The 25,610-nt window shown below is 65.3% G+C and carries 20 protein-coding genes; 9 read left to right on the top strand and 11 right to left on the bottom strand.

The features are described from left to right. Nucleotides 1-8: 8 nt before the first annotated feature. The 5 genes from glgB to LDZ23_RS15435 form a co-directional block, all read right to left on the bottom strand. The gene (gene glgB, locus LDZ23_RS15415; RefSeq protein WP_008354013.1) at nt 9-2,234 is read right to left on the bottom strand and encodes a 1,4-alpha-glucan branching protein GlgB; all 2,226 of its coding nucleotides are present in this window, start codon (nt 2,232-2,234) and stop codon (nt 9-11) included. Next, on the bottom strand, nt 2,221-5,631 hold the full coding sequence (gene treS / locus LDZ23_RS15420) for a maltose alpha-D-glucosyltransferase (RefSeq protein ID WP_051079077.1): 3,411 nt from the start codon (nt 5,629-5,631) through the stop codon (nt 2,221-2,223). The genes glgB and treS overlap by 14 nt, the downstream gene beginning before the upstream one ends. A 31-nt stretch (nt 5,632-5,662) precedes the next feature. Next, nucleotides 5,663-9,064 (bottom strand): maltotransferase domain-containing protein, encoded by a 3,402-nt coding sequence (locus tag LDZ23_RS15425; RefSeq protein ID WP_008354011.1) that lies wholly within the window; start codon nt 9,062-9,064, stop codon nt 5,663-5,665. Between the two features lie 335 nt (nt 9,065-9,399). Next, on the bottom strand, nt 9,400-11,049 hold the full coding sequence (gene glgA, locus LDZ23_RS15430) for a glycogen synthase GlgA (RefSeq protein ID WP_033536079.1): 1,650 nt from the start codon (nt 11,047-11,049) through the stop codon (nt 9,400-9,402). Between the two features lie 307 nt (nt 11,050-11,356). After that, the gene (locus tag LDZ23_RS15435) at nt 11,357-12,013 is read right to left on the bottom strand and encodes a DUF1345 domain-containing protein (protein ID WP_008354009.1); all 657 of its coding nucleotides are present in this window, start codon (nt 12,011-12,013) and stop codon (nt 11,357-11,359) included. Nucleotides 12,014-12,111: 98 nt separating this feature from the next. Between LDZ23_RS15435 and LDZ23_RS15440 the strand changes: the two genes are divergently transcribed. The 5 genes from LDZ23_RS15440 (at nt 12,112) to LDZ23_RS15460 (ending at nt 17,697) form a co-directional block, all read left to right on the top strand. Further along, the gene (locus tag LDZ23_RS15440; RefSeq protein ID WP_235366202.1) at nt 12,112-12,567 is read left to right on the top strand and encodes a sugar dehydrogenase complex small subunit; all 456 of its coding nucleotides are present in this window, start codon (nt 12,112-12,114) and stop codon (nt 12,565-12,567) included. Nucleotides 12,568-12,603: 36 nt separating this feature from the next. Beyond that, nucleotides 12,604-14,199: a GMC family oxidoreductase gene (locus LDZ23_RS15445; protein WP_008354005.1), complete on the top strand. Its 1,596-nt coding sequence runs from the start codon at nt 12,604-12,606 to the stop codon at nt 14,197-14,199. Continuing rightward, the gene (locus LDZ23_RS15450; protein ID WP_008354004.1) at nt 14,196-15,404 is read left to right on the top strand and encodes a cytochrome c; all 1,209 of its coding nucleotides are present in this window, start codon (nt 14,196-14,198) and stop codon (nt 15,402-15,404) included. Before LDZ23_RS15445 ends, LDZ23_RS15450 begins: the two co-directional genes overlap by 4 nt. 153 nt (nt 15,405-15,557) lie before the next feature. Next, nucleotides 15,558-16,295, top strand: coding sequence for a metallophosphoesterase (locus LDZ23_RS15455; RefSeq protein WP_081851854.1), 738 nt, complete (start codon nt 15,558-15,560; stop codon nt 16,293-16,295). Nucleotides 16,296-16,368: 73 nt separating this feature from the next. Further along, nucleotides 16,369-17,697 (top strand): DNA topoisomerase IB, encoded by a 1,329-nt coding sequence (locus LDZ23_RS15460; protein ID WP_008354002.1) that lies wholly within the window; start codon nt 16,369-16,371, stop codon nt 17,695-17,697. Between the two features lie 13 nt (nt 17,698-17,710). Here the strand turns inward: LDZ23_RS15460 and LDZ23_RS15465 are convergent, their stop codons facing one another. The 3 genes from LDZ23_RS15465 to LDZ23_RS15475 form a co-directional block, all read right to left on the bottom strand. Beyond that, a complete protein-coding gene (locus LDZ23_RS15465; RefSeq protein ID WP_008354001.1) occupies nt 17,711-18,442 on the bottom strand; it encodes an RES family NAD+ phosphorylase in 732 nt (243 codons plus the stop codon). Further along, nucleotides 18,442-18,879 carry an MbcA/ParS/Xre antitoxin family protein gene (locus LDZ23_RS15470; protein ID WP_008353999.1) on the bottom strand — a complete coding sequence of 146 codons (438 nt, stop codon included), beginning with the start codon at nt 18,877-18,879 and terminating at the stop codon, nt 18,442-18,444. The genes LDZ23_RS15465 and LDZ23_RS15470 overlap by 1 nt, the downstream gene beginning before the upstream one ends. Before the next feature lie 93 nt (nt 18,880-18,972). Further along, entirely contained in the window at nt 18,973-19,245 is a 273-nt protein-coding gene (locus LDZ23_RS15475) for a DUF2866 domain-containing protein (RefSeq protein WP_008353997.1), read from the bottom strand. Nucleotides 19,246-19,521: 276 nt separating this feature from the next. On the opposite strand from LDZ23_RS15475, the gene LDZ23_RS15480 reads away from it, so the two are divergent. Both LDZ23_RS15480 and LDZ23_RS15485 read left to right on the top strand, forming a co-directional pair. Continuing rightward, complete coding sequence (locus tag LDZ23_RS15480) at nt 19,522-19,746, top strand: hypothetical protein (RefSeq protein ID WP_008353996.1); 225 nt, start codon at nt 19,522-19,524, stop codon at nt 19,744-19,746. A 17-nt stretch (nt 19,747-19,763) separates the two neighbouring features. Further along, nucleotides 19,764-20,072 (top strand): hypothetical protein, encoded by a 309-nt coding sequence (locus LDZ23_RS15485; protein ID WP_008353995.1) that lies wholly within the window; start codon nt 19,764-19,766, stop codon nt 20,070-20,072. Nucleotides 20,073-20,154: 82 nt separating this feature from the next. Here the strand turns inward: LDZ23_RS15485 and LDZ23_RS15490 are convergent, their stop codons facing one another. Beyond that, nucleotides 20,155-20,313: a DUF3309 family protein gene (locus LDZ23_RS15490; protein WP_008353994.1), complete on the bottom strand. Its 159-nt coding sequence runs from the start codon at nt 20,311-20,313 to the stop codon at nt 20,155-20,157. 318 nt (nt 20,314-20,631) lie between these two features. Beyond that, complete coding sequence (locus LDZ23_RS15495) at nt 20,632-22,218, bottom strand: inorganic phosphate transporter (RefSeq protein WP_008353991.1); 1,587 nt, start codon at nt 22,216-22,218, stop codon at nt 20,632-20,634. Between the two features lie 182 nt (nt 22,219-22,400). Between LDZ23_RS15495 and LDZ23_RS15500 the strand changes: the two genes are divergently transcribed. Continuing rightward, nucleotides 22,401-23,858: a CHAD domain-containing protein gene (locus LDZ23_RS15500; protein WP_008353990.1), complete on the top strand. Its 1,458-nt coding sequence runs from the start codon at nt 22,401-22,403 to the stop codon at nt 23,856-23,858. A 38-nt stretch (nt 23,859-23,896) separates the two neighbouring features. Further along, nucleotides 23,897-24,721, top strand: coding sequence for a molybdenum-dependent transcriptional regulator ModE (locus LDZ23_RS15505; protein WP_034471893.1), 825 nt, complete (start codon nt 23,897-23,899; stop codon nt 24,719-24,721). Between the two features lie 29 nt (nt 24,722-24,750). Here LDZ23_RS15505 and LDZ23_RS15510 read toward each other — a convergent pair whose 3' ends face one another. Beyond that, nucleotides 24,751-25,437, bottom strand: a complete 687-nt coding sequence (locus LDZ23_RS15510) for a phosphatase PAP2 family protein (protein ID WP_033536080.1) — start codon at nt 25,435-25,437, stop codon at nt 24,751-24,753. Between the last annotated feature and the right edge of the window lie 173 nt (nt 25,438-25,610).

The following is a 25,610-nucleotide window of genomic DNA, read 5'->3' on the forward strand; positions in this document are numbered from 1 at the left end:
AAAGACCATCAATCGGCCCGCAACACGATGGTCGCCAACGGCGGTAATGTCAACGCCGCCGACTGCTCCCTCCCATGACTCGGATAGTCATCCGTATGAATCACCCCGCCATTCCCCATATTCGACCCGCCATAAATGGAAGCATCGGAGTTGAACACTTCGCTCCACCGCCCGCGCCGCGGCAACCCGATCCGATAAGCCAGACGAGGCACCGGCGTCATATTGCACACCACGACGACATCGCGCCCTTCGGCATCCGTACGCCGATACGCATAAACGCTATTCGCGTTGTCATCCCCGACGAGCCATTCGAAGCCGCGCGAATCGCTATCCAGCTTGTGCAACGCCGGCTCGCTCGTATAGAGATGATTCAGATCGCGCACGAGCTTCTGCAACCCGCCATGCATCGAATCATCGAGCAGATGCCAATGCGGCGATTCATCGTGATTGAACTCCGCGAACTGGCCGAACTCGCCGCCCATGAACAACAGCTTCTTGCCCGGATGCGTCCACATGAAGCCAAAGTAAGCGCGCAGATTGGCGAACTTCTGCCATCGGTCGCCCGGCATCTTGTTGATCAAAGACCCCTTGCCATGCACGACTTCATCGTGCGACAAAGGCAAGACGAAGCGCTCGGAATACGCATACACCATCCCGAACGTGTACAGATGATGGTGATACTGCCGATACACCGGATCTTCCTGCATGTAGTGCAGCGTGTCGTGCATCCAGCCCATGTTCCACTTGAAGTCGAAGCCGAGTCCGCCGCTCTCGACATTCGCCGTCACGCCCGGCCATGCAGTCGATTCCTCCGCAACCGTGATCGCGCCCGGAATCTGCCGCACTTCATGATTCAGCCGCTTCAGGAACGCAATCGATTCGAGATTCTCTCGCCCGCCGTAAATGTTCGGCACCCACTCGCCGGCCTTGCGCGAATAGTCGCGATACAGCATCGACGCAACCGCATCGACACGCAAGCCATCGACGTGATAGCGCTTCAGCCACGCCAGCCCCGATGCGATCAGGAACGCGCTCACCTCGTTGCGGCCGAGGTTGTAGATCATCGTGTTCCAGTCCTGGTGATAACCCTCGCGCGGGTCCGCGTGCTCGTACAAAGGCGTGCCGTCGAACTGCACGAGACCGTGCGCGTCGTTCGGAAAATGCGCCGGCACCCAGTCGATGATGACGCCGAGCCCCGCCTCGTGCGCGCGATTCACGAACTCCGCGAACTGCTCCGGCGTGCCGAAGCGCGCGGACGGCGCGAACTGCCCGAGCGGCTGATAACCCCACGAACCGCCGAACGGATGCTCCGCGATCGGCATGAATTCGAGGTGCGTGAAGCCCATGCCCTTCGCATACGGAATCAGACGCTCGGCCAGCTCGTGCCAGTTCATGCCGCGATTGTCTTCCTCCGGCACGCGCAGCCACGACTCGGCATGCGCCTCGTATATGGTGATCGGCGATTGCGGCGTCTGCTTGTCGCCGCGCGTGTTCATCCACTCGGCGTCGGTCCATGCGTAATGATCGATCGCATCGGCATCCGCGACGACCGATGCCGTCGACGGCGGCTTCTCGCTCTGCATCGCGCACGGATCGGCCTTGAGCGGCAGCGTATGACCGTCGCGCGTGACGATCTCGTACTTGTAACGCGTGCCCGCGCCGATGCCCGGAATGAACAGCTCCCACACGCCTGCGTTGTGACGCAGGCGCATCGGATGGCGCCGCCCATCCCATGTGTTGAAGTCGCCGACCACCGAGACGCGCCGCGCATTCGGCGCCCACACCGCGAAGCGCACGCCCGCGACGCCGCCATGCGTGATGGGCCGCGAGCCGAGGCATTCGAGCACCGCATACGGATCGGCTTGCGAGAGACGGTCGAGCCATTCGTCGCTGAGCACAGGGCCGAACGAATACGTGTCGTGCGTTTCCTGCGGCGTGCCGTGCCAGTCGATCTTCAGGCGATACGCCGCCGGCCTCGTGACGAAGCCCGCGTAAAGCCCCGCATCGTGGATGCGCGCGAGCGAGCCGAGATGCTCGCCGTTGCCCGCATCCGCGACGCTCACTGACGATGCGCCCGGCAGGAACACGCGCACGACGTGCCCCAGATCGGTTTCGTGCAGGCCGAGCATCGAGAAGGCATCGGGATGCCGGGCCTCGACGAGTGCGTCGATATCGAGCGGATTGAGGCCGTGCGCGGGGTTCCTGGTATCCGCCGGATCGCTACGAGTGTTCATGGTGAGTTCCATCCGGATTGTCCTTGTTGGCTCCGAATACGGGTCGCGTGCCCGGAGCGGGCGGCTCGCCCGTATCTCCCAGCAGGCGGCTCGCGAGCGACGCGAGACCCCGCAACGGAAGGCCGATCCAGGTCGGCCGGTTCGCTGCTTCGTAGCGGATTTCGTAAGCGGCCTTCTCGATCAGGAAAAGATCGAGCAACGGCTGAAACACGTCTTCGGCCGCGATCGTTTCGGGCGACGTGGCGATCGCCCCGGTGTACTCCCGCAAAAAGCTCTCCTCGGCGAACGCGCGCAGGCGTTCGAAGAGCGCCCGCTTGCGATCCGCCGTCTGCGCGGGCGCGTTTTCCGTCGTCGATTGCGCTGCCGCGCTCGCATACGACAGCGAACGCAACAGGCCCGCGACGTCGCGCAGCGGACTCGTCTTTTTGCGGCGTTCGTCGAGCGGTCGCGCGGGCTCGCCTTCGAAGTCGATGAGATACGCATCGCCTTGCGCCATCAGCACCTGGCCCAGGTGGAAATCGCCGTGGATGCGGATGCACAACGCATCGGCATCGGGCGCGACGAGCTTCTTGACCGTATCGACGAGCAGTTCACGCCGGTCGAGCAGACTTTGCGCGAGGAAACGGTCGTGCTCGTTGAATTCGCCGATCTTCTGCGCGAGGATGTCGAGCGCCGATTCGAGCAGCTTCAGCGTGCCGTCGATCCAGCCCTCGACGTCCTCGGCCGATGCGCGCTGCGGCGAGAACGCTTCGTCTTCCGTCGGCGATGCGAGCGCGACGTGCAGTTCGCCCAGCCGCTTGCCGATGATGCCCGCGATGTTGCCGTAGCCCGCTAAACCTTCCGCCTGCGCGTCGCGTTCCTGCGCGTGCTCTTCGGATTCGACCGCGACCGCGAGCTCATCGACGGTGCGGCGCAGATAGTCGAGCGCGTAGTTCCACGCATCGCCCTGATTGTCGATGTAACCCTGCAGGATGATGAGCGTATGCGGCACGCCCTGCGGATCGACGCGCACGACTTCGCCGTAGAGCGGGCCGGTGTTCGCGTAGCCGAGTTGCGTCAGATAGCGGCTCATTTCCGCTTCGGGGTGAATGCCGCCCACGACGCGACGCACGAGCTTGAGCACGATCTTGTCGCCGATCACGAGCGAGCTGTTGCTCTGTTCGGCGGCGAGCCAGCGGATCTCGGGCGGATCGGCGGGATAGAGATTGAGCGTGTCGAAGAGCTCGGTCGGAATGAAGCGGATCTCGCTCTTTTGCACCGTCGGCACGACCGCGCGCTCCTTGAGCTTGCGGATCACGCCATAGGTGAATTGCGGCACCGAGAACGCATCGGTCAAATGCCCGATGTTGCGGTTGCGCCGCACGCGCGCGAGCGCGAGCTGCATGTAGAGCGGCGACGTCGTCTCCGTGCCCCACGCGATCGACAGCGGCAACACGTAGCGCTCGCAATGATCGCCGACATCGGCTTCGATCTCGGTGAACGCGAAGCCCGCGCCTTCGATCGTGGTCAGCGCGGCGAGGCGCACCGCATGCAGCTTCTGATCCTTCGATGCGAACCAGCGGCGCTTGCTCAGATAGTTCGGCAGCACTTCCGATTCGAGCAGCCGGACGTTTTCCGGCGTCGGGCCGGTCTGGCCGGCGCGAATCACCATCGTGACGAACTCGGGCAATTGCTCGGACGGCGCCTGCGCCCACGCGGGCCGCATGTTGCCCGGGCAAAGCTGGAACCACAGGAAGCCGTAGGGCGGGAACGTGAGCAGATACGTGAGCTTGCCGATAGCCGGGAACGGCGAATCGGCGGTCATTTCGAGCGGCACGGAGCCGTCGAATTCCGACAGATCCAGCTCCACCGCTTGCGGCGCACGCGAAAGATTCGCGACGCACAGGATCGGCGGCTCGCCTTCGAGTTCGCGCAGATACGCGAGGATCTTGCGATTCGCGGGCCGCAAGAAGCGGATCGTGCCGCGGCCGAACGCATGCTTCGAGCGGCGCACCGCGAGCATCTTGCGCGTCCAGTTCAGCAGCGAATGCGGATCGCGGCTTTGCGATTCGACGTTCACCGCGTCATAGCCGTAGAGCGAGCCCATCACGGGCGGCAGCACGAGTTGCTCGGGATCGGCGCGCGAGAAACCGCCGTTGCGGTCGGACGACCATTGCATCGGCGTGCGCACGCCGTCGCGATCGCCCAAGTGGATGTTGTCGCCCATGCCGAGCTCGTCGCCGTAATAGATCACGGGCGTGCCGGGCATCGACAGCAGCAGCGAATTGATGAGCTCGATGCGGCGCCGGTCGCGTTCCATCAGCGGCGCGAGACGGCGGCGAATGCCGAGGTTCAGGCGCGCGCGGCGATCGCTCGCATATGTGTTCCACAAGTAGTCGCGCTCGGAGTCGGTGACCATTTCGAGCGTGAGTTCATCGTGATTGCGCAGGAAGATCGCCCATTGATTGGTTTCGGCGAGGTCCGGCGTCTGCCGCATGATGTCCGTGATCGGAAAGCGATCCTCGCTCGCGATCGACATATAGATGCGCGGCATCAGCGGGAAGTGAAACGCCATGTGGCATTCGTCTTCGTCGCCGAAGTATTCCTTCACGTCTTCCGGCCACTGGTTCGCTTCCGCGAGCAGCATGCGGTTCGGATACTCCGCGTCGATGGTGGCGCGAATCTTTTTGAGGATCTGGTGCGTCTCGGGCAGATTCTCGTTGTTCGTGCCTTCGCGCTCGACGAGATACGGCACCGCGTCCAGCCGCAGCCCGTCGATGCCCATGTCGAGCCAGAAGCGCATCACGGAGAGCACTTCCTTGATGACCGCCGGGTTATCGAAGTTCAGGTCGGGCTGATGCGCGTAGAAGCGATGCCAGTAATACTGGCCCGCGACCGGATCGTGCGTCCAGTTCGAAGGTTCCGAGTCGATGAAGATGATGCGCGTCTCTTCGTACTTCTTGTCCGTGTCGGACCACACGTAGTAGTTGCGATGATTCGATCCCGGCTTCGCATGACGCGCGCGCTGAAACCACGGATGCTGATCCGACGTGTGATTGATGACCAGTTCGGTGATCACGCGTATGCCGCGCGCGTGCGCTTCCTGAATGAAGCGCTTGACGTCCGCGATCGTGCCGTAGTCCGGATGCACGTTTCGATAGTCTGCGATGTCGTAGCCGTCGTCGCGGCGCGGCGACGGATAGAACGGCAGCAGCCAGATCGCATCGACGCCCAGCTCCGCGATGTAGTCGAGCTTCGCGAGCAGGCCGGGAAAATCGCCGATGCCGTCGTTGTTCGCATCGAAGAAAGACTTGATGTGAACCTGATAGATGATCGCGTCCTTGTACCAAAGCGGATCGTCGTTGAGAATCGACGCCTTCTTGTTGCGCTTCACCCTTGTATCCACGTTTCGCTCCAATGTTCTTGGTGTGCTTTCGTACGTCGATGAATCACGCTGCGTCAGGCTGCGGCTTCGGCAAACCCCATGTCGGCGATATGCGCCAGATCGCGAATGGCAGCGAATGCGGATTGAGCCGCACATGCTGGCGCCGTCCGCGCCATTCGAATTGCTCGCCCGTCACCTGATCCTCGACCGCGATCGCGTCCCACTCATGCACGCCCCAGCGTTCGAGCGTCTGCCACGGCAGTTCGATATCCGCGCCTTGCTCGTTGAACGGATCGAGGTTGATCGCGACGAGCACGACGTTGTCGCGCGATGCGTTCGCCTTTTCGAAGAACAGGATGTGATCGTTATGCGCGGGCAGGAAGTTGACGCCCAAATGCGTCTGCAACGCGGGATTCGCGCGGCGGATGCGATTGAGCGCGGTGATTTCCGTGACGATGTTGCCGGGCCGGTTCCAGTCCCACGCCTTCAGTTCGTACTTCTCGGAGTCGAGATACTCCTCGCTGTTCGGCAGCGCCGCCGATTCGCACAGCTCGAAGCCGCTATACACGCCCCACAATCCGGATAGCGTGGCCGCCAGCGCCGCGCGAATCACGAAACCCGGCCGTCCGGAGCTTTGCAGGAAGCGCGGATTGATATCCGGCGTGTTCACGAAGAAGTTCGGGCGGAAGAATTCCTTCGCATCGGTCTGCGTGAGATCGTGCATGTACTCGAGAAAATCGCGCTTGCTCTCGCGCCAGGTGAAGTACGTGTACGACTGCGAGAAGCCGAGCTTCGCGAGACGGTTCATCACGCGCGGCCGCGTGAACGCTTCGGCGAGGAAGATGACATCGGGATGGCGCGCGCGCACGTCGCCGATCACCCATTCCCAGAACGGGAAGGGCTTCGTATGCGGATTGTCGACGCGGAAGATTCGCACGCCCGCCGCGATCCAGTGCAGGAACACGTCGCGCAACGCGAGCCACAGATCGGGTTTCGCGTCCTGCGCGTAGAAGTCCGGATTCACGATGTCCTGATACTTCTTCGGCGGATTTTCCGCATAACGCAGCGTGCCGTCGGGACGCCATGCGAACCACGTCGGATGCTCCTTGAGCCACGGATGATCCGGCGAGCATTGCACCGCGAAGTCGAGCGCGATCTCGAGCCCGTGTTCGTGCGCGGCTTCGAGCATGCGCTTGAAGTCGTCGAGATTGCCGAGTTCGGGATGCAGCGCGTCGTGGCCGCCTTCCTTGCCGCCGATCGCATATGGGCTGCCGACATCGCCCGGCTGCGCGGTCAGCGAGTTGTTCTTGCCCTTGCGGTTCGCGACGCCGATCGGATGGATCGGCGGAAAGTACAGCACGTCGAAGCCCATCTCGCGGATGCGCGGCAGCTTGCCGATCACGTCGATGAACGTGCCGTGACGATTCACGTCGTCGCTCATGGAACGCGGGAAGATCTCGTACCAGCTCGCGAAGCGCGCGGCGGCGCGTTCCGAATCGATGCGGTACACGACCGGATCGCGCGACAGGAACGGACGATGCCGCGCCGCTGCAACGGCTTTCGCGGTCGCGCTCGCGAGCACGAGTTCGAGCTTGCGCGCGTCGTCGGCCTTCGTGAATTCCTTGACGATCGCTTCGAGCGGCGCGCTGTCGCTGTCGGCATCGTCGGAGGTTTTGACTTCGGCGAGGATCAGCGCGAACAGATGCTTCGCTTCCTCGACTTCGAGCTCCACCGTCTGACCGGCCTTCAGCTTCTTCTGCATGTGATCGACGAGCGACGCGTAATCGTCGCGCCACGCCATCACGACGAATTCATGGCGGCCCACGCGTTCGAGCGGAACGCGCGTGCTCCACAGATCGAGGCCGGCGGGCTGCACGGCGGTCATCGGCGCTTCGTGCCACTCGGTTTCATCGGCGGCGCGCCATTGCACGGCGGCGGCGATTTTGTCGTGGCCTTCCGCGAAGATCGCTGCCTGAATCTCCACCGCCTCGCCGACGATGCGCTTCGCCGGAAAGCGTCCGTGATCGACCGAAGGCGTCACGCTCTCGATCGACACGCGCGGCGCGGCGATCGCCTCGGCGACGGACTTCTTGTCGGCGGCCTTCGCGCCGCGCTTCACTTGCGGCTGCGCGAGCAGGATGAACGGCTCGGCTTCCGCGCGATACAGGCGCACTTCGCCCGCCTTGAGCGTGAAGGGCGCGAGGCGCTCGGGCTTGCCCATCGTGTCGTCGATCAGCGCGAAGCGCGTGTAGTTGCCCGGCACCGATTCGAGCAGATGCAACGTATCGACGTGCACGGGCGCGACGAGATCGGGATTGATGACGGCGAGCACGGCGTCGCTGCTATGGCGCAGATCGCCGCCATCCGCGCGAATCAGCGCCGCGTAGGGCGTGCCCGCCCCCGTCAGCGCGCGCAGTTCGCCGACGCTCGCGAGCGTGCCGACGTTGCGCTGCAACTCGTTCGCACGCCGGATGCGCGCGGTGAGATCGATGCGCTTCTCGCTCTTCGCACGCTCGTATTCCGCCGCGATGCCGTATTGCGGCGACATCGGCAGGGCGACGCCGTATTCGAAGCCCATCGGCACCATGATGCCGGTGCCGAGCGCGGCGGCGGTGTCGAGCGCGCGCGTGTAGGCGCGTTCGACGAGCGCGGTGTCGCTCGTATCGGCGAGATCGCTGATGAGCCGCGCGCCGAACGGATCTTCCGGAAACGCGATGGGCGGTGCGATGCGCGACAGCGCCGCGTGCTCGTCGAAGAGCCACGCGCTCTTGAAGTCCCACCAGCGCGTCGATGCGAACACGGCGTCGAAACCGGCGTCGGCGAGACCGTGCAGATCATGCCGCGTGACGCCGACGGTCCACGCGAGCCAGCGCGTCTCCGGATGCTTTTCGCGCACCGCCGCGCCGAGCCTGCGCCACACATGCGCGGGCACCGCGTCCGGCGCATCGAAGCGAAACCCGCCCACGCCCGCATCGGCGAGCAGGTTCAGCTCGCGCGCCCACCATTCGGTCAGATGATGCGCGGCCTCGCCATCGGCGAAATTCGCCCACGCGACGTCGCGCTGACGCGGCGGCTTGCGCGGATCGAGGCGCGCATCCGCGCTTTCGAACGGCTGAAACCAGTGCTTGTTGTCCTGATAAAGCCCGCCTTCGGCGCTCACGCGGTCGATCACGATATCGACGAGCAGCGTGAGCTTGTGCTTTTTCGCGGCGTCGGCGAGCTGGCGCAGGCCGTCCGATGCGCTCGCATCGGATTCGAAGACGGAATGCAGCCGATGATGATCGGCGACCGCCTCGCGATGTCCGTTGCTGCCCGGCGTGAACGGCGAGCCGATCAGGACGTGATCGAAGCCGAGCCCTGCCGCGTGCTCGAACTGGGCGGGCCAGTTCGCGAGCGGGCCGACGAGCAGGGGATCGATGAAGTAGATACGCGGCGCGTACGCATGAGGAGCTTGATGGTTTTCCATCGTTCGTCTTTTCCAGAGTCGTCCTGCGGTGGCGGGGATGCGGGCATCAATCGCGATCACGCTCACGGGCCAAACTGGCTGAAGAGCTGGTCCGCGCGTCACGAATCACGCGAACTCTCAGGCGGAACTCAGATTACACCTTGGCGCCGGATTTCGACGCCTGCCTGGCCGCGTTGTCGCGATGCACCGTGCATCGAATGCCTTCTTGCATCACGGTGGGCGCCACGGTCCCCAAGTGATTTCCTTCGGGCTCATGCACGGGCGGGACAGCACGTTGCGTGCCGCGCCCGGTTCGAACCCTGGTCGTTACTATGGAGCAACTGCCGCCGGCACGCTCACGCGGTGCGCGCCATCGAATGCGCGTCCTGTGCCGGTGCGGGCGTCGGCATGACATCGGCCACGCGGCGCGCACGCAATGCGGTGCGGCTCGGACGCGCGCCGCTCAGGCCGACGTACAGTGCGACCATCGTCGTCACGGCTTCGTTCCATCCGAAATCGCAGGACATCGCGTTGCGCTGCAACGCGCGCCACACTTGCGGACGCATGTAGGCGTCGAGCGCGCGGCTCGCGGCGTAGACGATATCGTCCGCGCGTTCGCCATCGAAGAGAAAGCCGGTAGGCGCGTGCGAGGAGCGCGGCGCGGGGACCGGCGCGACAGGCAGATCATGCGTGCCGTCGCGCAGCCACGCCGATGGACGGAGCACGTCGCGCATGCCGTGCAGTTCGTTTTGCGCCGCATCGACGATCGTGTCGGCGAGGCCGCCCACGCGCGATGCGACCGGCAGCGTGCCGTAGCGCATCGCATACATCTGCGTGAGGCCGCACGGCTCGAAGCGGCTGCCGTGCAGAAGGATGTCCGCGCCCGCGTGCAGGGCATGGGCGCGCCGTTCGTCGTATCCGATATGCACGCCCACGCGATCCGGCCATTCCTGCGCGAGCTTCCTGAAACCGGCTTCGATATGCGCCTCGCCCTTGCCGATCACGGCGAGCTGCAGACGCGGATGTCGCGCGAGCAGACGCGGCAGCGCATCGAGCACGACATCGGCGAGTTTCTGACCGGTCATGCGGCTGCCGATCGCCATCAGCGGCGCGAACGGATCGACGGGCAAACCGAACATGCGTTGCAGCGCGCGCTTGCACGCGTGCTTGCCGCGCATATCGTCGAAGGAATAGGTGCGTTCGATGAGCGGATCGGCGGCGGGATTCCACGTTTCTTCGTCGATGCCGTTCACGACGCCCGACAGCTTGTCGGCGCAGCTTTGCAGCACGCCTTCCATCAGATGACCGAAGCGCGGCGTGAGAATTTCGCGCGCGTAAGTTTCGGAGACGGTCGTTACGCGATCGGCGTGGACGATGCCCGCTTTCATCAGACTCAATGCGCCATAGAACTCGATGCTCTTCGGGTCGCTCAACGCATGCACGAGCCACTTTTCCGGCACGCCGAGCGACGCACCAAGCGAGAGCGCGTAGTTGCCCTGGAATGCGAGATTGTGGATCGTGAATACGCTCTTTGCGTGCACGTCCGCGTGCTTCATCAGAAGCGGCGTCAGGCCCGTGTGCCAGTCGTGTGCATGAACGATGTCCGGCTTCTTCACGCCGCGCACGCCTCGCGCGATCCGCACCGCGGCGGCGGAAAGCGTCGCGAAGCGAAGCGCGTTGTCCTGATAGTCGCGGCCCTGTTCGTCCTGATAAAGCCCGTCGCGCGCGTAGAGCGTGTCGCAGCGCAGCAGCAGAACCGGCACGCCGGTATCGGGCATGCGGCCGCGCAGCAGCGCCGCGTTGCCGCCCGGCAGGCCGGTGAGCGTGCCGATCTTGCTCAGGCCTTCTGCTTGGGCAATGGCGTTCGGATAGGCGGGAAGCAGGATGGTGGCATCGACGCCGGCTTCGCGCAGCGCGGCAGCATAGGCGCTGACCATATCGCCGAGTCCGCCGGTCTTGGCGAGCGGGACGGCTTCGGAGGCGACCAGCAGAACGTTCAAAGGCAAAATGGGCTCTCCTGTGCATGCGGAACGCACGAGCGCGAGGCCGCGCGAGCGAGTGCTGATCCGGGTTTCTTCTGATTGGGCTGGCGCAATGCAGCAATCGCTGTGCCACCGGGCGGGGGCGTGTGTGCGCTGCGGCACGTTCATTTCCGCCTATGGCACGACGAGACCGCCGGCGCCCACGTCCCGCAGAGCAAGAAAGGCACGAACGTGCCGCGTGTAAAACTGACTGCGGCGCGCGCCGCGTTTTTACACGGCGCGTTCGATGAGCCGTTCGTCGAGCTTATGGCGCGCGCGTGACAGCGTCGTTTCAGCCGCCGACCATGCTCGCGGCGATGTTGATCGAAAGCCCGAGCACCGCGAGATTGAAGAAGAACGACAGCACCGATTGCGCGAGCGCCGTGCGGCGCGCCGACGTCGATGCAAGCGCGATATCGGCGGTCTGCGACGCGACCGCGATCGTGAAGGAGAAGTAGAGGAAGTCCCAGTAACCCGGCTTCAGATGACGGTCGGGAAATCTCAGCGCGGTATCGTTGTCCGGCGACTGATAGTAGTGCCGCGCGTAGTGGAGCGTGAACATCGTCGGGATCAGGAACCATGCGCCGAGCATCGTCGCGCCGGTGAGCACGTAATGCAGCACCGCGCCGGCGCCCATGTGCTTCGCGGTCGACAGCTCGACGACGATCGCCACGATGCTCGCAATCGCCGCGACGCTCACGACCATCAGCACGGTCGCGGCGTTTTCGTCTTCGCGCTCGGCGAGTTCCTGCACGTCGCTCTGGCGCGCGGACGCCATCTTCACCCAGATGAGCGCGAGGTAGAGCCACACGGCCGAGTCCCAGCCGATCAGCGCGCGCGCCGTCGGCCGCACGTGCGCCGGAACCAAAGCGGCGGCGACGCAACCAACAGCCAGGCCGATCAGCGCGCGCGGCCGGTTGCGCAGTACGGGCGGGAAGATCGGCTTCATTTCGTTTTGTCCGCATGTGAGGCAGGCATCGCCCGACGCTGCGATTATTGCCCGATCGCCTTTCAACAAGCTGAGTGCCAGAGATGACGTCGTTTGCGATGCGAAGGGGAATCATGGCGGGCGCGTGTGCGCTGCTCGTGCCGGCGCGCGCTCAGGAACCGCCCGCGAGCGGAATCGGCGCGTTTCTCGCCGTGTCGATGAAACTCACCGGCCGCACGCACTTCGATCCGCTTCTCGCCGAACGCGTGCACGCGGCGCTCGTCCGGCACGATGCGGACTTCGCCGCGAAGATCGCCGCGCTCGACAAGTGGATCGCGACGCACGGCGGCACGCCCACCGACATCATCACCGCCGCGCTCGAAGCCACGCGTCCCGAGCTTGCGAAGACGGTCGGCAGCGTGATGCGCGCGTGGTATCTCGGCGTCGTCGGCGAGCCGCCGCATGTCGAAGTCGTTGCGTACGAACGCGCACTGATGTTCGATCCCGTCGGCGACATGCTCACGGTTCCCTCATACTGCCGCGGCGAGCCGGCCGACTGGGCGAAGAAGCCCTGAGCGCCGCGCATCGCCATTCAAGACAAGGGCACGCGCATGGCGGGTTCCACTTCGGCGGACGTCGTGGTCGTCGGCTCGGGCGTGGCGGGCAGTCTCGTCGCGTACCGGCTGGCGAAAGCGGGCGCGTCGGTGATTCTGCTCGAAGCCGGGCCGCGTCTTGCGCGCTGGCAGATCGTCGAGAACTTTCGCCGCGCCGCCGACAAGCGCGATCTCTGCGCGCCGTATCCGCTCGTGCGTCACGCGCCGCGCCCCGAGCCGATGAATCCCGGCGCCTATCTCGTCGATCGCGGCGCGACGCCCTATCAGCCGCAATATCTGCGGCTCGTCGGCGGGACGACGTGGCATTGGGCCGGCGCGGCGTGGCGCCTTTTGCCTTCTGACTTTCGCGTGAAAACGCTGTACGGCGTCGGGCGCGACTGGCCGTTTCCCTACGAGACGCTCGAACCGTGGTACGGGCAGGCCGAAGCCGATCTGGGCGTCGCGGGACCGGACATCGATCTCGGCTCGCCGCGCTCGACACCTTATCCGATGGACGCGCTGCCGCTCTCGTGGATGGACCGGCGCGTCGCCGAGTTGCTCGGCGCGCAGTCGTATCGCGTGGTGCCCGAGCCGATGGCGCGCAACAGCCGTCCGTACGACGCGCGCCCCGCGTGCTGCGGCAACAACAATTGCATGCCGATTTGTCCGATCGGCGCGCTGTATCACGCAGCGTCGCACGCCGACAAGGCCGAACGCGCGGGCGCGGCGCTCGTCGCGCAGGCGGTCGCGTATCGCATCGAGGCGAACGATCGCGCCGAGATCGTCGCGATCCATTGCAAGGACCCGAACGGCCTCTCGACGCGCGTGACCGGCAGGCGCTTCGTCATCGCGGCGAACGGCATCGAGACGCCCAAGCTGCTTCTGATGTCGACGTCCGCGCGGTTTCCGAAGGGCATCGGCAACGGCTCGGATCAGGTCGGGCGCAATCTGATGGATCATCCCGCCGCGAGCGTCAGCTTTCTCGCCAACGAGGCGCTGTGGCCGGGACGCGGGCCAGTGGAGATGTCGTCGATCGTCGATTTCCGCGACGGGCCGTTTCGCGCGCAGCAGGCGGCGAAGAAGCTGCATCTGTCGAACGCGGCGCCGACGCTCGCCGTCACCCGGAATCTGCTGGATAAAGGGCTGACCGGCGGCGAGCTCGACCGGCAGATTCGCGAGCAATGCGCGCGCAGGCTCACGTTCGGCAGCTTTCACGAGCAACTGCCGTCGAGCGAAAATCGCGTGATGCTGTCGGCGCAAAAGGACGCGCTCGGCTTGCCGCGCCCGGAAATCGCGTATTCGATCGACGATTACGTGCGCAAGAGCGCCGCCGACACGCACGCGCAGTTCGCGCGCATCGCCGGGATTTTCGAGGGCACGGAAATCGAGCACGACGATTCGCTCGGCGCGAGCAGCCACATCATGGGCACGGCGATCATGGGCCGCGATCCGAACGATTCCGTGGTCGATGACGAATGCCGCGCGCACGATCATCCGAACCTGTTCATCGCCGGGAGCGCGGTGATGCCCGCGGGCGGCTCCGTCAACTGCACGCTGACGATCGCGGCGTTGTCGCTGCGGCTCGCCGGCACGATCGAGGCGTCCCTGCGATGAAGGCGCGGCTCGCGTGCCTGATCGTTCTGCTGGCGTGCGCGTCCGGCGCCGCCCAAGCGCAAACCAGAGTCCAGCAAGGCGAATACCTCGTGCGCGCGGGCGGCTGCATGAGCTGCCATACCGCCCGCTCGGAATCCGCGCGGCCGTTCGCGGGCGGCAGGCCGATCCCGACGCCGTTCGGCGACGTGTTCGCGCCGAACATCACGAGCGATCGCGAAACGGGCATCGGCGCATGGACCGACGCGCAGTTCATCCGCGCGATGCGCGAGGGCATCGGCAGGAACGGCGAGCGGCTTTATCCCGCGTTTCCGTACACGTCGTACACGCTGCTTTCCGACGCCGATCTGCTCGCGATGCGCGCCTATCTCGCGACCGTGCCGCCCGTGCGGTCCGCGACGCCGCGCAACACGCTCGCGTTTCCGTTCGATCAGCGCTGGCTCATGGCGCTGTGGAATCTTCTCGAGTTTTCGCCGCGGCGCTTCGTGCCCGATCCGTCGAAGAGCGCGGAGTGGAATCGCGGCGCGTATCTCGTCGAAGGGCTCGGGCATTGCGGCGAGTGCCACACGCCGCGCAACGGCATCGGCGGGCTGATGGGAAGCAAGCGGCTTGCCGGGGCGACGGTCGCGGGATGGCAGGCGGGCAATCTGACGCCGGATCGCGTCGCGGGCATCGGCGCGTGGCGCGACGACGAACTGCTGCGCTTTCTGTCGACGGGCGCCGCGCCCGGCCGTGCCCATGCGCTCGGACCGATGGCCGAAGTCGTCGCGACTGGCACGCAGCATCTGACGCCCGCGGATCTGCGTTCGATGATCGTGTATCTGCGCGCCGTGCCGCCCGTCGCGGCGAAAGACGCGCGCGTGAGCGACCCGGCGAGGGCGGACACGACATCGATCGATTCGGAAGGCGCGCGTCTTTACGCCGCCGCGTGCGCCAGTTGCCACGGCGCGACAGGCGAGGGCAGCAAGCCGTTTCCGCCGCTCGCGCGTGATGGCGGCGCGGCGGCGGCGAGCAATCTCGTTCTCGTGATCCTGCGCGGCGTGAATCGCAAGACCCGCGATGCGCACGCGCTGATGCCCGCATTCGACGCGCAATTCACCGACGAGCAGATCGCCGTTCTGAGCAACTTCGTGACGCGTCAATTCGGCGATCCACGCGCGTCGATCGATGCGAAAGCCGTCGCGCGGCTTCGCGTCATCGGGCAATAACTGCGTTGCAAAAAGGTCGGGAACAGCACTTTTTACGTCGACCGGACGCGCCCCGGTAACGCCGCTGTAACGAGTGTGCGCGCGGCTTGCGTATTGCTTGCAAAAGCGATCCACCCCGCACACGGCGTCATTGACGAGCGCTATCATCGGCGCATGAATGGTCCTACCTATCCTATCGTCTGCAGGCATCCCGCCAATGATCTCGGCCGCGATTTCGTGGTCGGGGATCTGCACGGCTGCGTCGATGCGCTGCGTTATCTTCTGCACGAAATCGGTTTCGACGGCGCGCGGGACAGGCTGTTCTCCGTCGGCGATCTGGTCGATCGCGGCACGGATTCGCTCGCGGCCATCGATCTCATCGACAAGCCGTGGTTTTATCCCGTGCTCGGCAATCACGAGGATGCGCTGATCGCGGTCGCGACCGGCGCGATGCGCCGTCAATCGTGGTACGCGATCGGCGGCGCGTGGGCTGAAACCGTGCCCGACGATCAGCTTGCCGCGCTCGCCGCGCGGCTCTCGACGCTGCCGCTCGTGCGGATCGTCGGCGAGGGCGAGCGGCGCTTCAACGTGCTGCACGCGGAGTTCTTCGGCAACGACGCCGAACTCGATGCCGGCGACTATCACGAAGACGTCCGCGGGCAGATACTTTGGGGCCGCAGCCTTGCGCTCGGTCACGCGGACCCCGGGCTGCAATTCGGCCTGTCGCCCACTTACTGCGGCCATACGCCGACGCGCGCGGTGAAGCAGATCGGCTCGCAGATTTACATCGATACGTGCGCGTTCGCGCCCGAAGGCCGGCTCACGATCGTGCAGGCCGGCACCGACGAGCGCTGGTCCGTAAAAGAGCGCTGGGCGTCGTCCGAAGGCGCGCGCGAACTCGCGCTGCCGTGACTCCGGTGCAACGCGGCACGCACGTTGCTCGAATCTTCGCCATCGATAGAAGACCAATCAGGCGAGGCGCGCGGTGGCGAAAATCGGAACGAACAACGAGACAGGCGGCGGCGCCGGCGACCGCCTGACGGCCGACGTGCAGGGCTGCCCGGATGATTTGCCGCCCGGCCTGCGCTACGTGGACGATTCGCGGCGCGGCTATACGCGCGAATGGATCGACGGCGCGTTCGCGTACTTCAACACGCAGGGCAAGCGCATCGACGACGAAGCCGAGATTCGCCGCATCAACGCGCTCGCGATTCCGCCCGCTTACACCGATGTGTGGATTTGCCCCGACTCGCGCGGCCATCTCCAGGCGACCGGACGCGATGCGCGCGGTCGCAAGCAATATCGCTATCACCCGCAATGGCGCGAAACGCGCGACGCGAACAAGTACGAACGCATGCTCGCGTTTTCCGCGGTGCTGCCGAAACTGCGCTCGCGGGTTACGCGCGATCTGGCGCTCGACGGCATGCCGCGCGACAAGGTGCTCGCGACCGTGGTGCGTCTGCTCGATACGACGCTGATCCGCGTCGGCAGCGAGGAATACGCGCGCGAAAACCGCTCGTACGGCCTGACGACGTTGAGAAAGCGGCATCTGAAAGTGTCGGCGGGAACGTTGCGGTTCAAGTTTCGCGGCAAGAGCGGCATCGAGCACGATGTGGCCGTGAGCGACGCGCGGGTCGCGCGCATCGTCAAGCGCTGCATGGATCTGCCGGGGCAGGATCTCTTCCAGTATCTCGATGAGGACGGCGAGCGCCATTCGGTTTCTTCATCCGACATCAACGAATATCTGCGCGAGATCACCGGCGCGGATTTCACGGCGAAGGATTACCGGACGTGGGCGGGCAGCGTGTTCGCGCTCGCGGCGCTGAGAAAGCTGAAATGGGAGACGGTGACCGAGGCGCGCAAGCATGTCGTCGGCACGGTGAAGGAAGTCGCGCAACTGCTGCGCAATACGCCCGCCGTGTGCCGCAAATGCTATGTGCATCCGGCCGTGATCGAGGCGTTCGAAGCCGGCGAGCTCGCCGAATCGATGCCCGCGTCGCGCCGTCACGGTCTCAAGACCGATGAAGCCGCGCTCGCGATCTTCCTCGAAAAGGAAGCGAAACGCCGCACGCGCGAGGCGGCGCGCAAGAACCGCAAAGGCGCGACGCCAAGCGACGCGCGCCTGACCCGGCTGCTCGGCGAATCGAGCCGCAAGGCGCGCGCGGGTGCGCTGAAATCGAGCGGCAAGAACGCGGCGTCGCAGGCGCTCGAGCAGGTCGGCAAGAAAGCGGCGAGAAAGGCGGCGCGCCCGGCGTCGAAGAAGCTCTCGCGCACGCGCACCGAAACGGCTGTGGCGATCGGCTCGGGAAGGTGAAACGTTTGCCCGTTCAGCCGACCTGATTCAGCTCGAACACGTAGTCGATCGCCTCGCCGTTCCAGTTGTATTCGAGATACGCCGCGTGCCGGCAGTCGCGCAGCATCGTCGTGCGCAGGGCGGCGAGGCATTCGCCCTGCGGATCGCGCACCGAGGGATACACGATCCCCGGCGCACCGGCCGCCCGCACCGCGCGTCCGAGCGCCTTGCCCGGGCCGTAGTCGTCCGGCGCGAGGATGCGCGGATCGAGGCCCGTTCGCGCGATCGCGTCGCCGCGCAGATCGACGACATCGCCGTGCGCGCGCACTGTGTAGAGACGCATCTGCTGGCGCGTCGGCGCTTCGTTCGTCGCGGCGAGAAAAAGCCCGGAGTGATAGCGCGTTTCCGCGATCGCCGTCTGCCGCTCGCGGCCGCAGTAAAACACGCCGTAGCTGCCGTCCGAGAAACGGCTGCCGTTCGGATTCAGATGCGTGAACGCCGCCATGATCGGCCCGCAGCCCGGCCCGAAACAGCGCTCTTCCGCGGGCACGAGATCGAGTTCGCCGATTTCGGTGCGCAGGCGGTCGTTGGTCATCGCCTCCAGTGCGTAGAGCGCTTCGAAATCCTGCGGCGACGCCACGCGATCGAAGAGATTGACGGCAGGAAAGCGCGTGGGAATCACGCGATACGCCGGCGACCAGTCGAGCAGACTGTGCGGCCACTGTTCGCGCCAGTTCGGTGTGTCCTTGCTGAATGCAATTCCCATCACGCCCAGCCGCCCCGCATCGCGTCGAGATATTGGCGCACGGCGACGAGATCGCTGATATTGCCCGCCAGCAGCCGATCGAGCGCCGGACGCCCGCCGAACGGCGGCGCGGCATTGGGGCGGCGGATCCAGGTATCGGCGGCTTTCGGATCGGGGAGAAGGATTTGCAGCGCCTTGTAGATGCCGAGAATCAGCGAAAGGCGCTCGAGCGTGTCGCGAGCGAGGCGGGCGGATTCGGGGTCCTGCTTCCATTTGAAATAGGTGGAGCGCCCCGGCGAGCCGAGCAGCGTGATCTGCTCCTCGGCGGATAGCGCCCAGTCGCGGGCGATATTGAAGAAGGCGCGTAGACCGGCAGCGGATAGATCACCCGAATCCAGCGCCGGACGCGGCACCGGACGGCCGGCCGACGCATGTTCGGCGCGTGCGGCGTTGGGCATGTCGTTAAGTCTCCAAAGGAACTTTGCAATAATATTAGTCCACATTCGGATTAATGCAAGCCCGCCATGCGCTTTTTGACTCGAAGCGCCGGATCAGTCTTCGTCGTCGGTCGGGCCGTAGCGGCGGCCCGGTACGTGGGATTTGAGCGCATCGGCGATTTGCGACGGCGTGCAGTCGGCGGGAAAGACGCGTCGCTGCACGCGCTGGTCGGTCTTCGACGCCCATTCGACCATTCGGTAAGGCGCGCCCCACGGCGGCTCGACCGGCAGGGAAAGACGGCATTCGCGCAGGGTGAGCGCGTATTGTTTGCGCATCGTCGGAGCGAGATTGGCGAAGCTGCGGCGCGCGGCGGTGTTGGCTGGCATGGCACGTTCCTCACGGTGATGGCTCGGCCGTCCGGTGCGGACGGCGGCAACGGAGCCGGATCGCGAGACGAGTGTGTCGGCGCAGAATTAAGAGGGACTTAATCGCGCGCGACGCCGCATCGATGCGCGGCAAAACGCCGCTGCGAGCCGCCGAAGCCCGATGCATGCGCCGGTCAAGAGGCGCTTCGGCATTTTCGCCACGACGCGCGCCGCCTGTTTGCCACGGCGTCGGCTTACTGTATATTCGTACAGCTTGTCCGCAACAGGAGCTCGCCGATGAACCCACGCAACGATCCGCTCGAAGCCGCTGCGCTCGAACGTTTCATGCGCGCGACGCGCGCGGTCAACGCGGCGTTCGACGCCACGCGCGGCGAGCCGGATTTCGAGCGGGACGGGCGCTCCGTCGCGCGCTCGATCGAGCGTCTCGACGCCGCGTTGCTCGAGCTGGAAACATCCGAGCAGACGCTCGACGCCATCCTCTCGCGCAGAGCGGGCCACTAACCGTTGGAGCGAATCACTTGAAGCGCGTATTCCTGATCGTCGTTCTTCTGATCGGCTCGTCGTCGCTTTTTGCGGCCGAGCGCTACACGGAAGTCTGGAATCCTCCCGAAGCACAGTCCGTCAAGGGCAAGAGCAAGACGCACGCGGCGCCGCAGACGGCAGCCAAAAAGAAGCACAAGAGCGCCACGTCCGTGAAGCAGGTCGCCGATAAAGCCGCTATCGAACAGGCGCCGGTCACGCCGCGTTCGAAGGCATCGTCGCCGAAGCAGAGCGAGCCGGTCATCCCGCGCAAGATCGAGCCGAACGGCCAGGTGATGCGCGTCTAGACCGCGGCCGCAATCGACAAAAAGGGGCGTCCCGCCGGGAGCGCCCCTTTTTTCTTGCGCGGCCAACAGCAGCCGCGCGATGTCACAACCGACCCATCAGCAACAGAACGATCACTACGATCAGCACGACGCCGACGATCCCGCTCGGCCCGTAGCCCCAACTGCGGCTGTGCGGCCAGGAAGGAATGGCGCCGATCAAGAGCAGGATCAGGATGATCAGCAGTATGGTTCCGATCGTCATTTCGACTTCTCCTTATTCAAATGATCGCGTGACGGATCGGCGTCCGGCGCAGCCTCCCAACTGTCATCGACAGTCATGCGCCGAAGGAGCGGCGGTTCGTGGCCGCCGGCACGATCAGTCTTGCGATCGACGACTGCATACGAGCAATGGCCGTGCCAGTAGCGACGAAAGCCCGCGGCATCAGGCATTGCGGGCAGTGAGCGAACGTGCGCCAGCGCAGACGAATGTCGAAAAGGAGAGGCGAAACGAGGCGGGGCGGGCAAAACTTGCACGGCGCGCGAAAGCCTTCGCGCGCCGCTTTTTACGCAAGCGATCCGCTCAGAATAGGCCGCGGAACGCCCAGAACAGCAGGCCCGCGAGCGCGATCGAAACCGGCAGCGTCAGGATCCACGCGAGCGCGAGGCTGCGCACGGTGCGCCATTGCAGGCCGGAGCCGTTCGCGGCCATCGTGCCCGCGACGCCCGACGACAGCACGTGCGTCGTGCTGACGGGCAAGCCGTAGACATCGGCGGCGCCGATGGTCAGCATCGCAACGAGTTCCGCCGACGCGCCTTGTCCGTACGTCAGATGCGTCTTGCCGATGCGCTCGCCGACCGTCACGACGATCCGCTTCCACCCGACCATCGTGCCCAATCCGAGCGCGACGGCGACGGCGACCTTCACCCACGTCGGGATGAACTTCGTCGCGTGGTCGAGCTGCTTCTTGTAGTTGCCGAGCACGGCGTCGTCGTCCTTGGAAAAGGCGGGCGCTTTCTGCTTCTCCATGATGCGCAGCGCCTCCGACGCGATGTACATCTCGTTGCGCACGTTGCGGACGTTGCCCTGCGGCACTTCGGCCATCGTTTGGCTCGGGCGGATCTGCGCTTCGATCGAGTCGACGACGCGCTTCAGCGACGCGATCGTGTCCGGCGCGAGCGTCTTCGTCTGCACGTATTTCTCGACCTGGGCGCGCGCGTCGGCGGCGGGCGGAGCGCCGTTGCTGTAGCGCTGCAATACGTCCGATGCGCTGCGGCTCACCGCGACGAACGTCTGCGTTTCGCTCGCCGTCACGGCCTTGTTCAGCGCGTAGGCGGTCGGCACGGTGCCGATCAGGATCAGCATGATGAGGCCCATGCCTTTCTGGCCATCGTTCGAGCCGTGCGCGAACGACACGCCCGTGCATGTCAGGATCAGCAGACAGCGGATCCAGAACGGCGGCGGCGTGTTCTTCTCCGGCTCTTTGTAGAGCGCGGGCACGCGCACGACGAGCTTCAGCACGTAAAGCAGAAAACCCGCGAGGATGAAGCCGACGAGCGGCGAAAACAGCAGCGACTTGCCGACGGACATCGCCTGGCTCCAGTCGACGCCCGACGTGCCGTTCGTGCCGTGCAACATCTGGTTCATGAGGCCGACGCCGATCACCGAGCCGATCAGCGTATGCGAACTCGACGACGGCAGGCCGAGCGCCCAGGTGCCGAGATTCCAGATGATCGCCGCGATGAGGAGCGCGAAGACCATCGCGAAGCCCTGCGAACTGCCGACGCCGATGATCAGTTCCACCGGCAGCAATTGCAGGATGCCGAACGCGACCGCGCCGCTCGAAATCAACACGCCGATGAAATTCCATGCTCCCGACCAGACTACCGCTAAGTTTGGCGTCAACGAGTGCGTGTAAATTACAGTGGCGACAGCATTCGCCGTGTCGTGAAAACCGTTGACGAATTCGAAGCCGAGCGCAATCAGGAGCGCGACGCCGAGCAGAATGTATGGAAACGCCGACGATTCGCGCACCGGCGCGAGATCTTCGAGCAGATGCAGGACGCAGTACACCGCGCCCGCGCCGATGGCAAGCAGAAAGAGCAGTAGCGCGAGGCGTTGTCCGAGCGTGCGGCCCGTCTGGGATTGAGGAAAGGCAATCTGGTTCATGAACGCGTCCTTGGGGCTGGTCCTGCGCGAGGTCGTATCGGAAAGGTGAAAAAGCAGACGAGAAGCGTTTCAGAAGCTCAAATGGGCATGTTTCCCGGCGCGTGTGTCGATTTCATGAATCGGGAAACGGCAGCCATTTCGTATGAATTGACGGGCGGCGTCAGATCGCCCGGGGAGACTTCATGACGATGTGGATCGAGGTGACGCTGCACGCGCATCGATCGGACGATGGAGCCGAGGACGCGCTGCATCGCGTGGCCGCATTCGCGGGCGCGGAACCCGTCCGGACGCGCTTCACGACGCGCGAGATTCCGCTGAAAACGCCGCGATGGCGGTTGTCGATCGAAACGCTCGAGGGCGCGCGCACGCTGTGCGCCGTGCAAAAAGAGAGCGTGCCGATGCCCGGCTTCACGCGCTATCGGACTTTCGCGCGGCCTGCGGGTGAGGATCTGGCGGCGTCGCTGATCGAATTCGCGCATGCCGACGACGCGCTCGCCGAGCCGCTCGCGAACGCGCATCGGGATATGGCGGCGGACTCGGAAGCCGGGCGCGAGATCGAACGCATCGAACGGCGCGTCGATGCCGGCGGCGCGGACATTCTCGCGTCGCTCGAAACTTCGGAAGGGGAACCGCCGATCTTGCGGCTCGCGGCGCCCGCGCTGAACGGCGCGCTGGACGCCGTCTTCGGGCTCGCGGGCGAGGTGATCGACGCCGCGCCGTTGTTCATCGCGCCGGACGACGAGCACGCATCGCAAGCGGAACCTGTGCATGCCGCGAAACTCGACCTGCCGCGCACGGCGACGCGCCGCGAAGCGTTCGTCGCCATCGCGGCGTCGGTGGCGGGGCAGTGGTTCGGCAACGCGGCCGCGTCGCGCGCGGGTCTGGGCGACGAGCACGTGCATCAGTTGCGCGTCGCGCAGCGTCGGCTGAAGACGCTGCTGAAGCTCTTTCGCGACGATATCGACGACACGTGGAATGCGCGCATCGCGCCCGATCTGAAGTGGTTCGGCGACCTGCTCGCCGATGCACGCGACTGGGACGTCTTCACCGACAGGACGCTGCCTGCCTACGCCGAATCGGACGACGACGCCGCGCGCTGGCAACCGGTCATCGCCGCTGCGGACGTGAAGCGCCGCGTCGCGCGCGACAACGTGCACGACGCGCTGGCGTCGAAGCGCCATGCACGCCTGATGCTCGCGTTCGTCGAATGGCTCGCGCGGTTCTCATCGCAGGAAGACGAGTCGCCGATGCGCTTTGTCAGCTTTGCCGAAAAACGCATCCGCAAGGACTACCGGCGTATCGCGCGCGCGCCCGATCTCGCGTCGCTCGAAGCGCATGAGCGGCATCGCGTCCGCATCCATGCCAAGCGCCTGCGATATGCGCTCGAATTCTTCCGCTCGGTGACGTCGCGGAGAACGCGTACCGACACGGCGAAGCTGCTCGGCGAATTGCAGACGGTGCTCGGCGAAGCAAACGATGCAGCCGTCGCCGCCGATCGGCTCGCGGCGCTCCCCGAAGCCACCGATTATCAGCGCGGTTTCGCGCGGGCCTGGGGTGCGGCGTCGGCGCGCAAGGACGCGCGCGAAGGCGAGCGGCTGCTGCGTTCGATGCACCGTCCGCGTGTGAAGGCATCGATATAATCCGTCCCATTGTTTCAGCACGATCACAGAGGCTAGAGATGAGTAAAACAGCACCGTCGAAGGTGCGCGATCCGCTGGAACTCGGTGGCTCCGTATGGCTGCGCAGCGGCACGGAGACGCTCGGGGGCGCGGCGCGCATTGCGCTTCTGGCCGCGATCCGCGACACGGGATCGATCACCGCCGCGGCGAAGGCCGTGGGCATGAGCTACAAGGGCGCGTGGGACGCCGTCGACACCATGAACAACCTTGCCGGCGAACCGCTCGTGACCAGCGCGGCGGGCGGCAAGGGCGGCGGCGGCACAACGCTCACGCCATCAGCGTTGCGTCTCATCGACACGTATCACGCGATCGAACGCGAGCATCGGAAATTTCTGGAACGGGCGGGCGCGGCCATCGAAGGCTTCGCCCACGATTGGGAACTGATCGGAAGATTGGGAATGAAAACAAGCGCACGCAACCAACTGGCCGGCAAGGTGACGAAGGTCACGCGTGGAGCGGTGAACGACGAAATCGAACTCGGCTTGCCCGGCGGGCAGACGATCGTCGCGGTCGTCACGCACGAGAGCACGCAGGCGCTGGGCCTGAAGGAAGGCAGCGATGCGTTCGCGCTTATCAAGGCGTCGTGGGTCATGCTGATGGAAGACACCGGCGCAAAGCTGTCGGCGCGCAACCAGTTGCGTGGCACGGTTGCCAGTCTGACGAAGGGCGCGGTGAACGCGGAGGTTTCGCTGTCGCTCGACGGCGGCACGACCATCACCGCGATCATCACGAACCAGAGCGCGGACACGCTCGGCCTGACGCAAGGTCAGAAGGCCGTTGCGGTGATCAAGGCGTCGAGCGTGATTATCGGCGTGAACGATTAAGGCATCATGCAGTGAACGCAGCGGCCGCGTCAGGCGGCCGCGCGGTCGTCCTGCGGCAGTTCAGTGCGGCGTTCCGGCGCGCGAAATTTCTTCGACTTCCAGCTTGCCCGCACATACGGACGCTCATGGCCCGACAGCCCGAGCGCGATTTCCGTGATCCATTGCTGCGTCGGCACGGGCACGCCGTGCAGCGCCACGACGACCGCCGCGAGACTCGCGGCGACGGGCGCCGGCGCGAGCCTGCCGGACTCGGCGCGCCACGCGAACCACACGAACGCGAGCGCGACGACCGCGCCGAGCGCGCAACCAGCGACCACTTCCGATACCGAATGCGCGTCGAGCACGACGCGCGACACGCCCACCCATACGCCCAGCAACAGACCGAGCGCGACGCCGATGGCGCGCCACGCGCCGCGCGCGGGCAACAGCGCGACGAAAATCGCGACGGGCAGCACCGCTGTGGACATCAGCGCATGTCCGCTGACGCCGGTGAAGTCGAGATGGCGCACGCCGATACCCCAGCCGATAAACGCGATCTTGCTCAACGCGACGAGGCCGCTCGCCGCGCCGAGCAGTGCGAGCCACGCGACAGAATATTTCCATCGATAGCCGACGGCGAGCCATGCGGCGACGATGAGGGCCACCGGCCCCATCACGCCGACGCTGCCGAGCGCGGTCACGGAGATCCAGGCGGAAACGGGTAGGTCTACGGTCATTGGTTTTGTGGGAATAAGGGTTGCTGCAGTGCGGCAGCGGCGAGGGGGCCGTTCTGCCGGCGGCTGGCGCTTCGACACGCTGCCGCAAATTCGCTCCAGTATAACGCTTGGGAACATACTGAATTATCCGACATTGCTTAAAGCGAGTTGACGGTTACATCGCGTAACTATCG

Source organism: Caballeronia zhejiangensis (assembly GCF_022879815.1).
In the GTDB taxonomy this organism is placed as follows: Bacteria; Pseudomonadota; Gammaproteobacteria; order Burkholderiales; family Burkholderiaceae; genus Caballeronia; species Caballeronia zhejiangensis.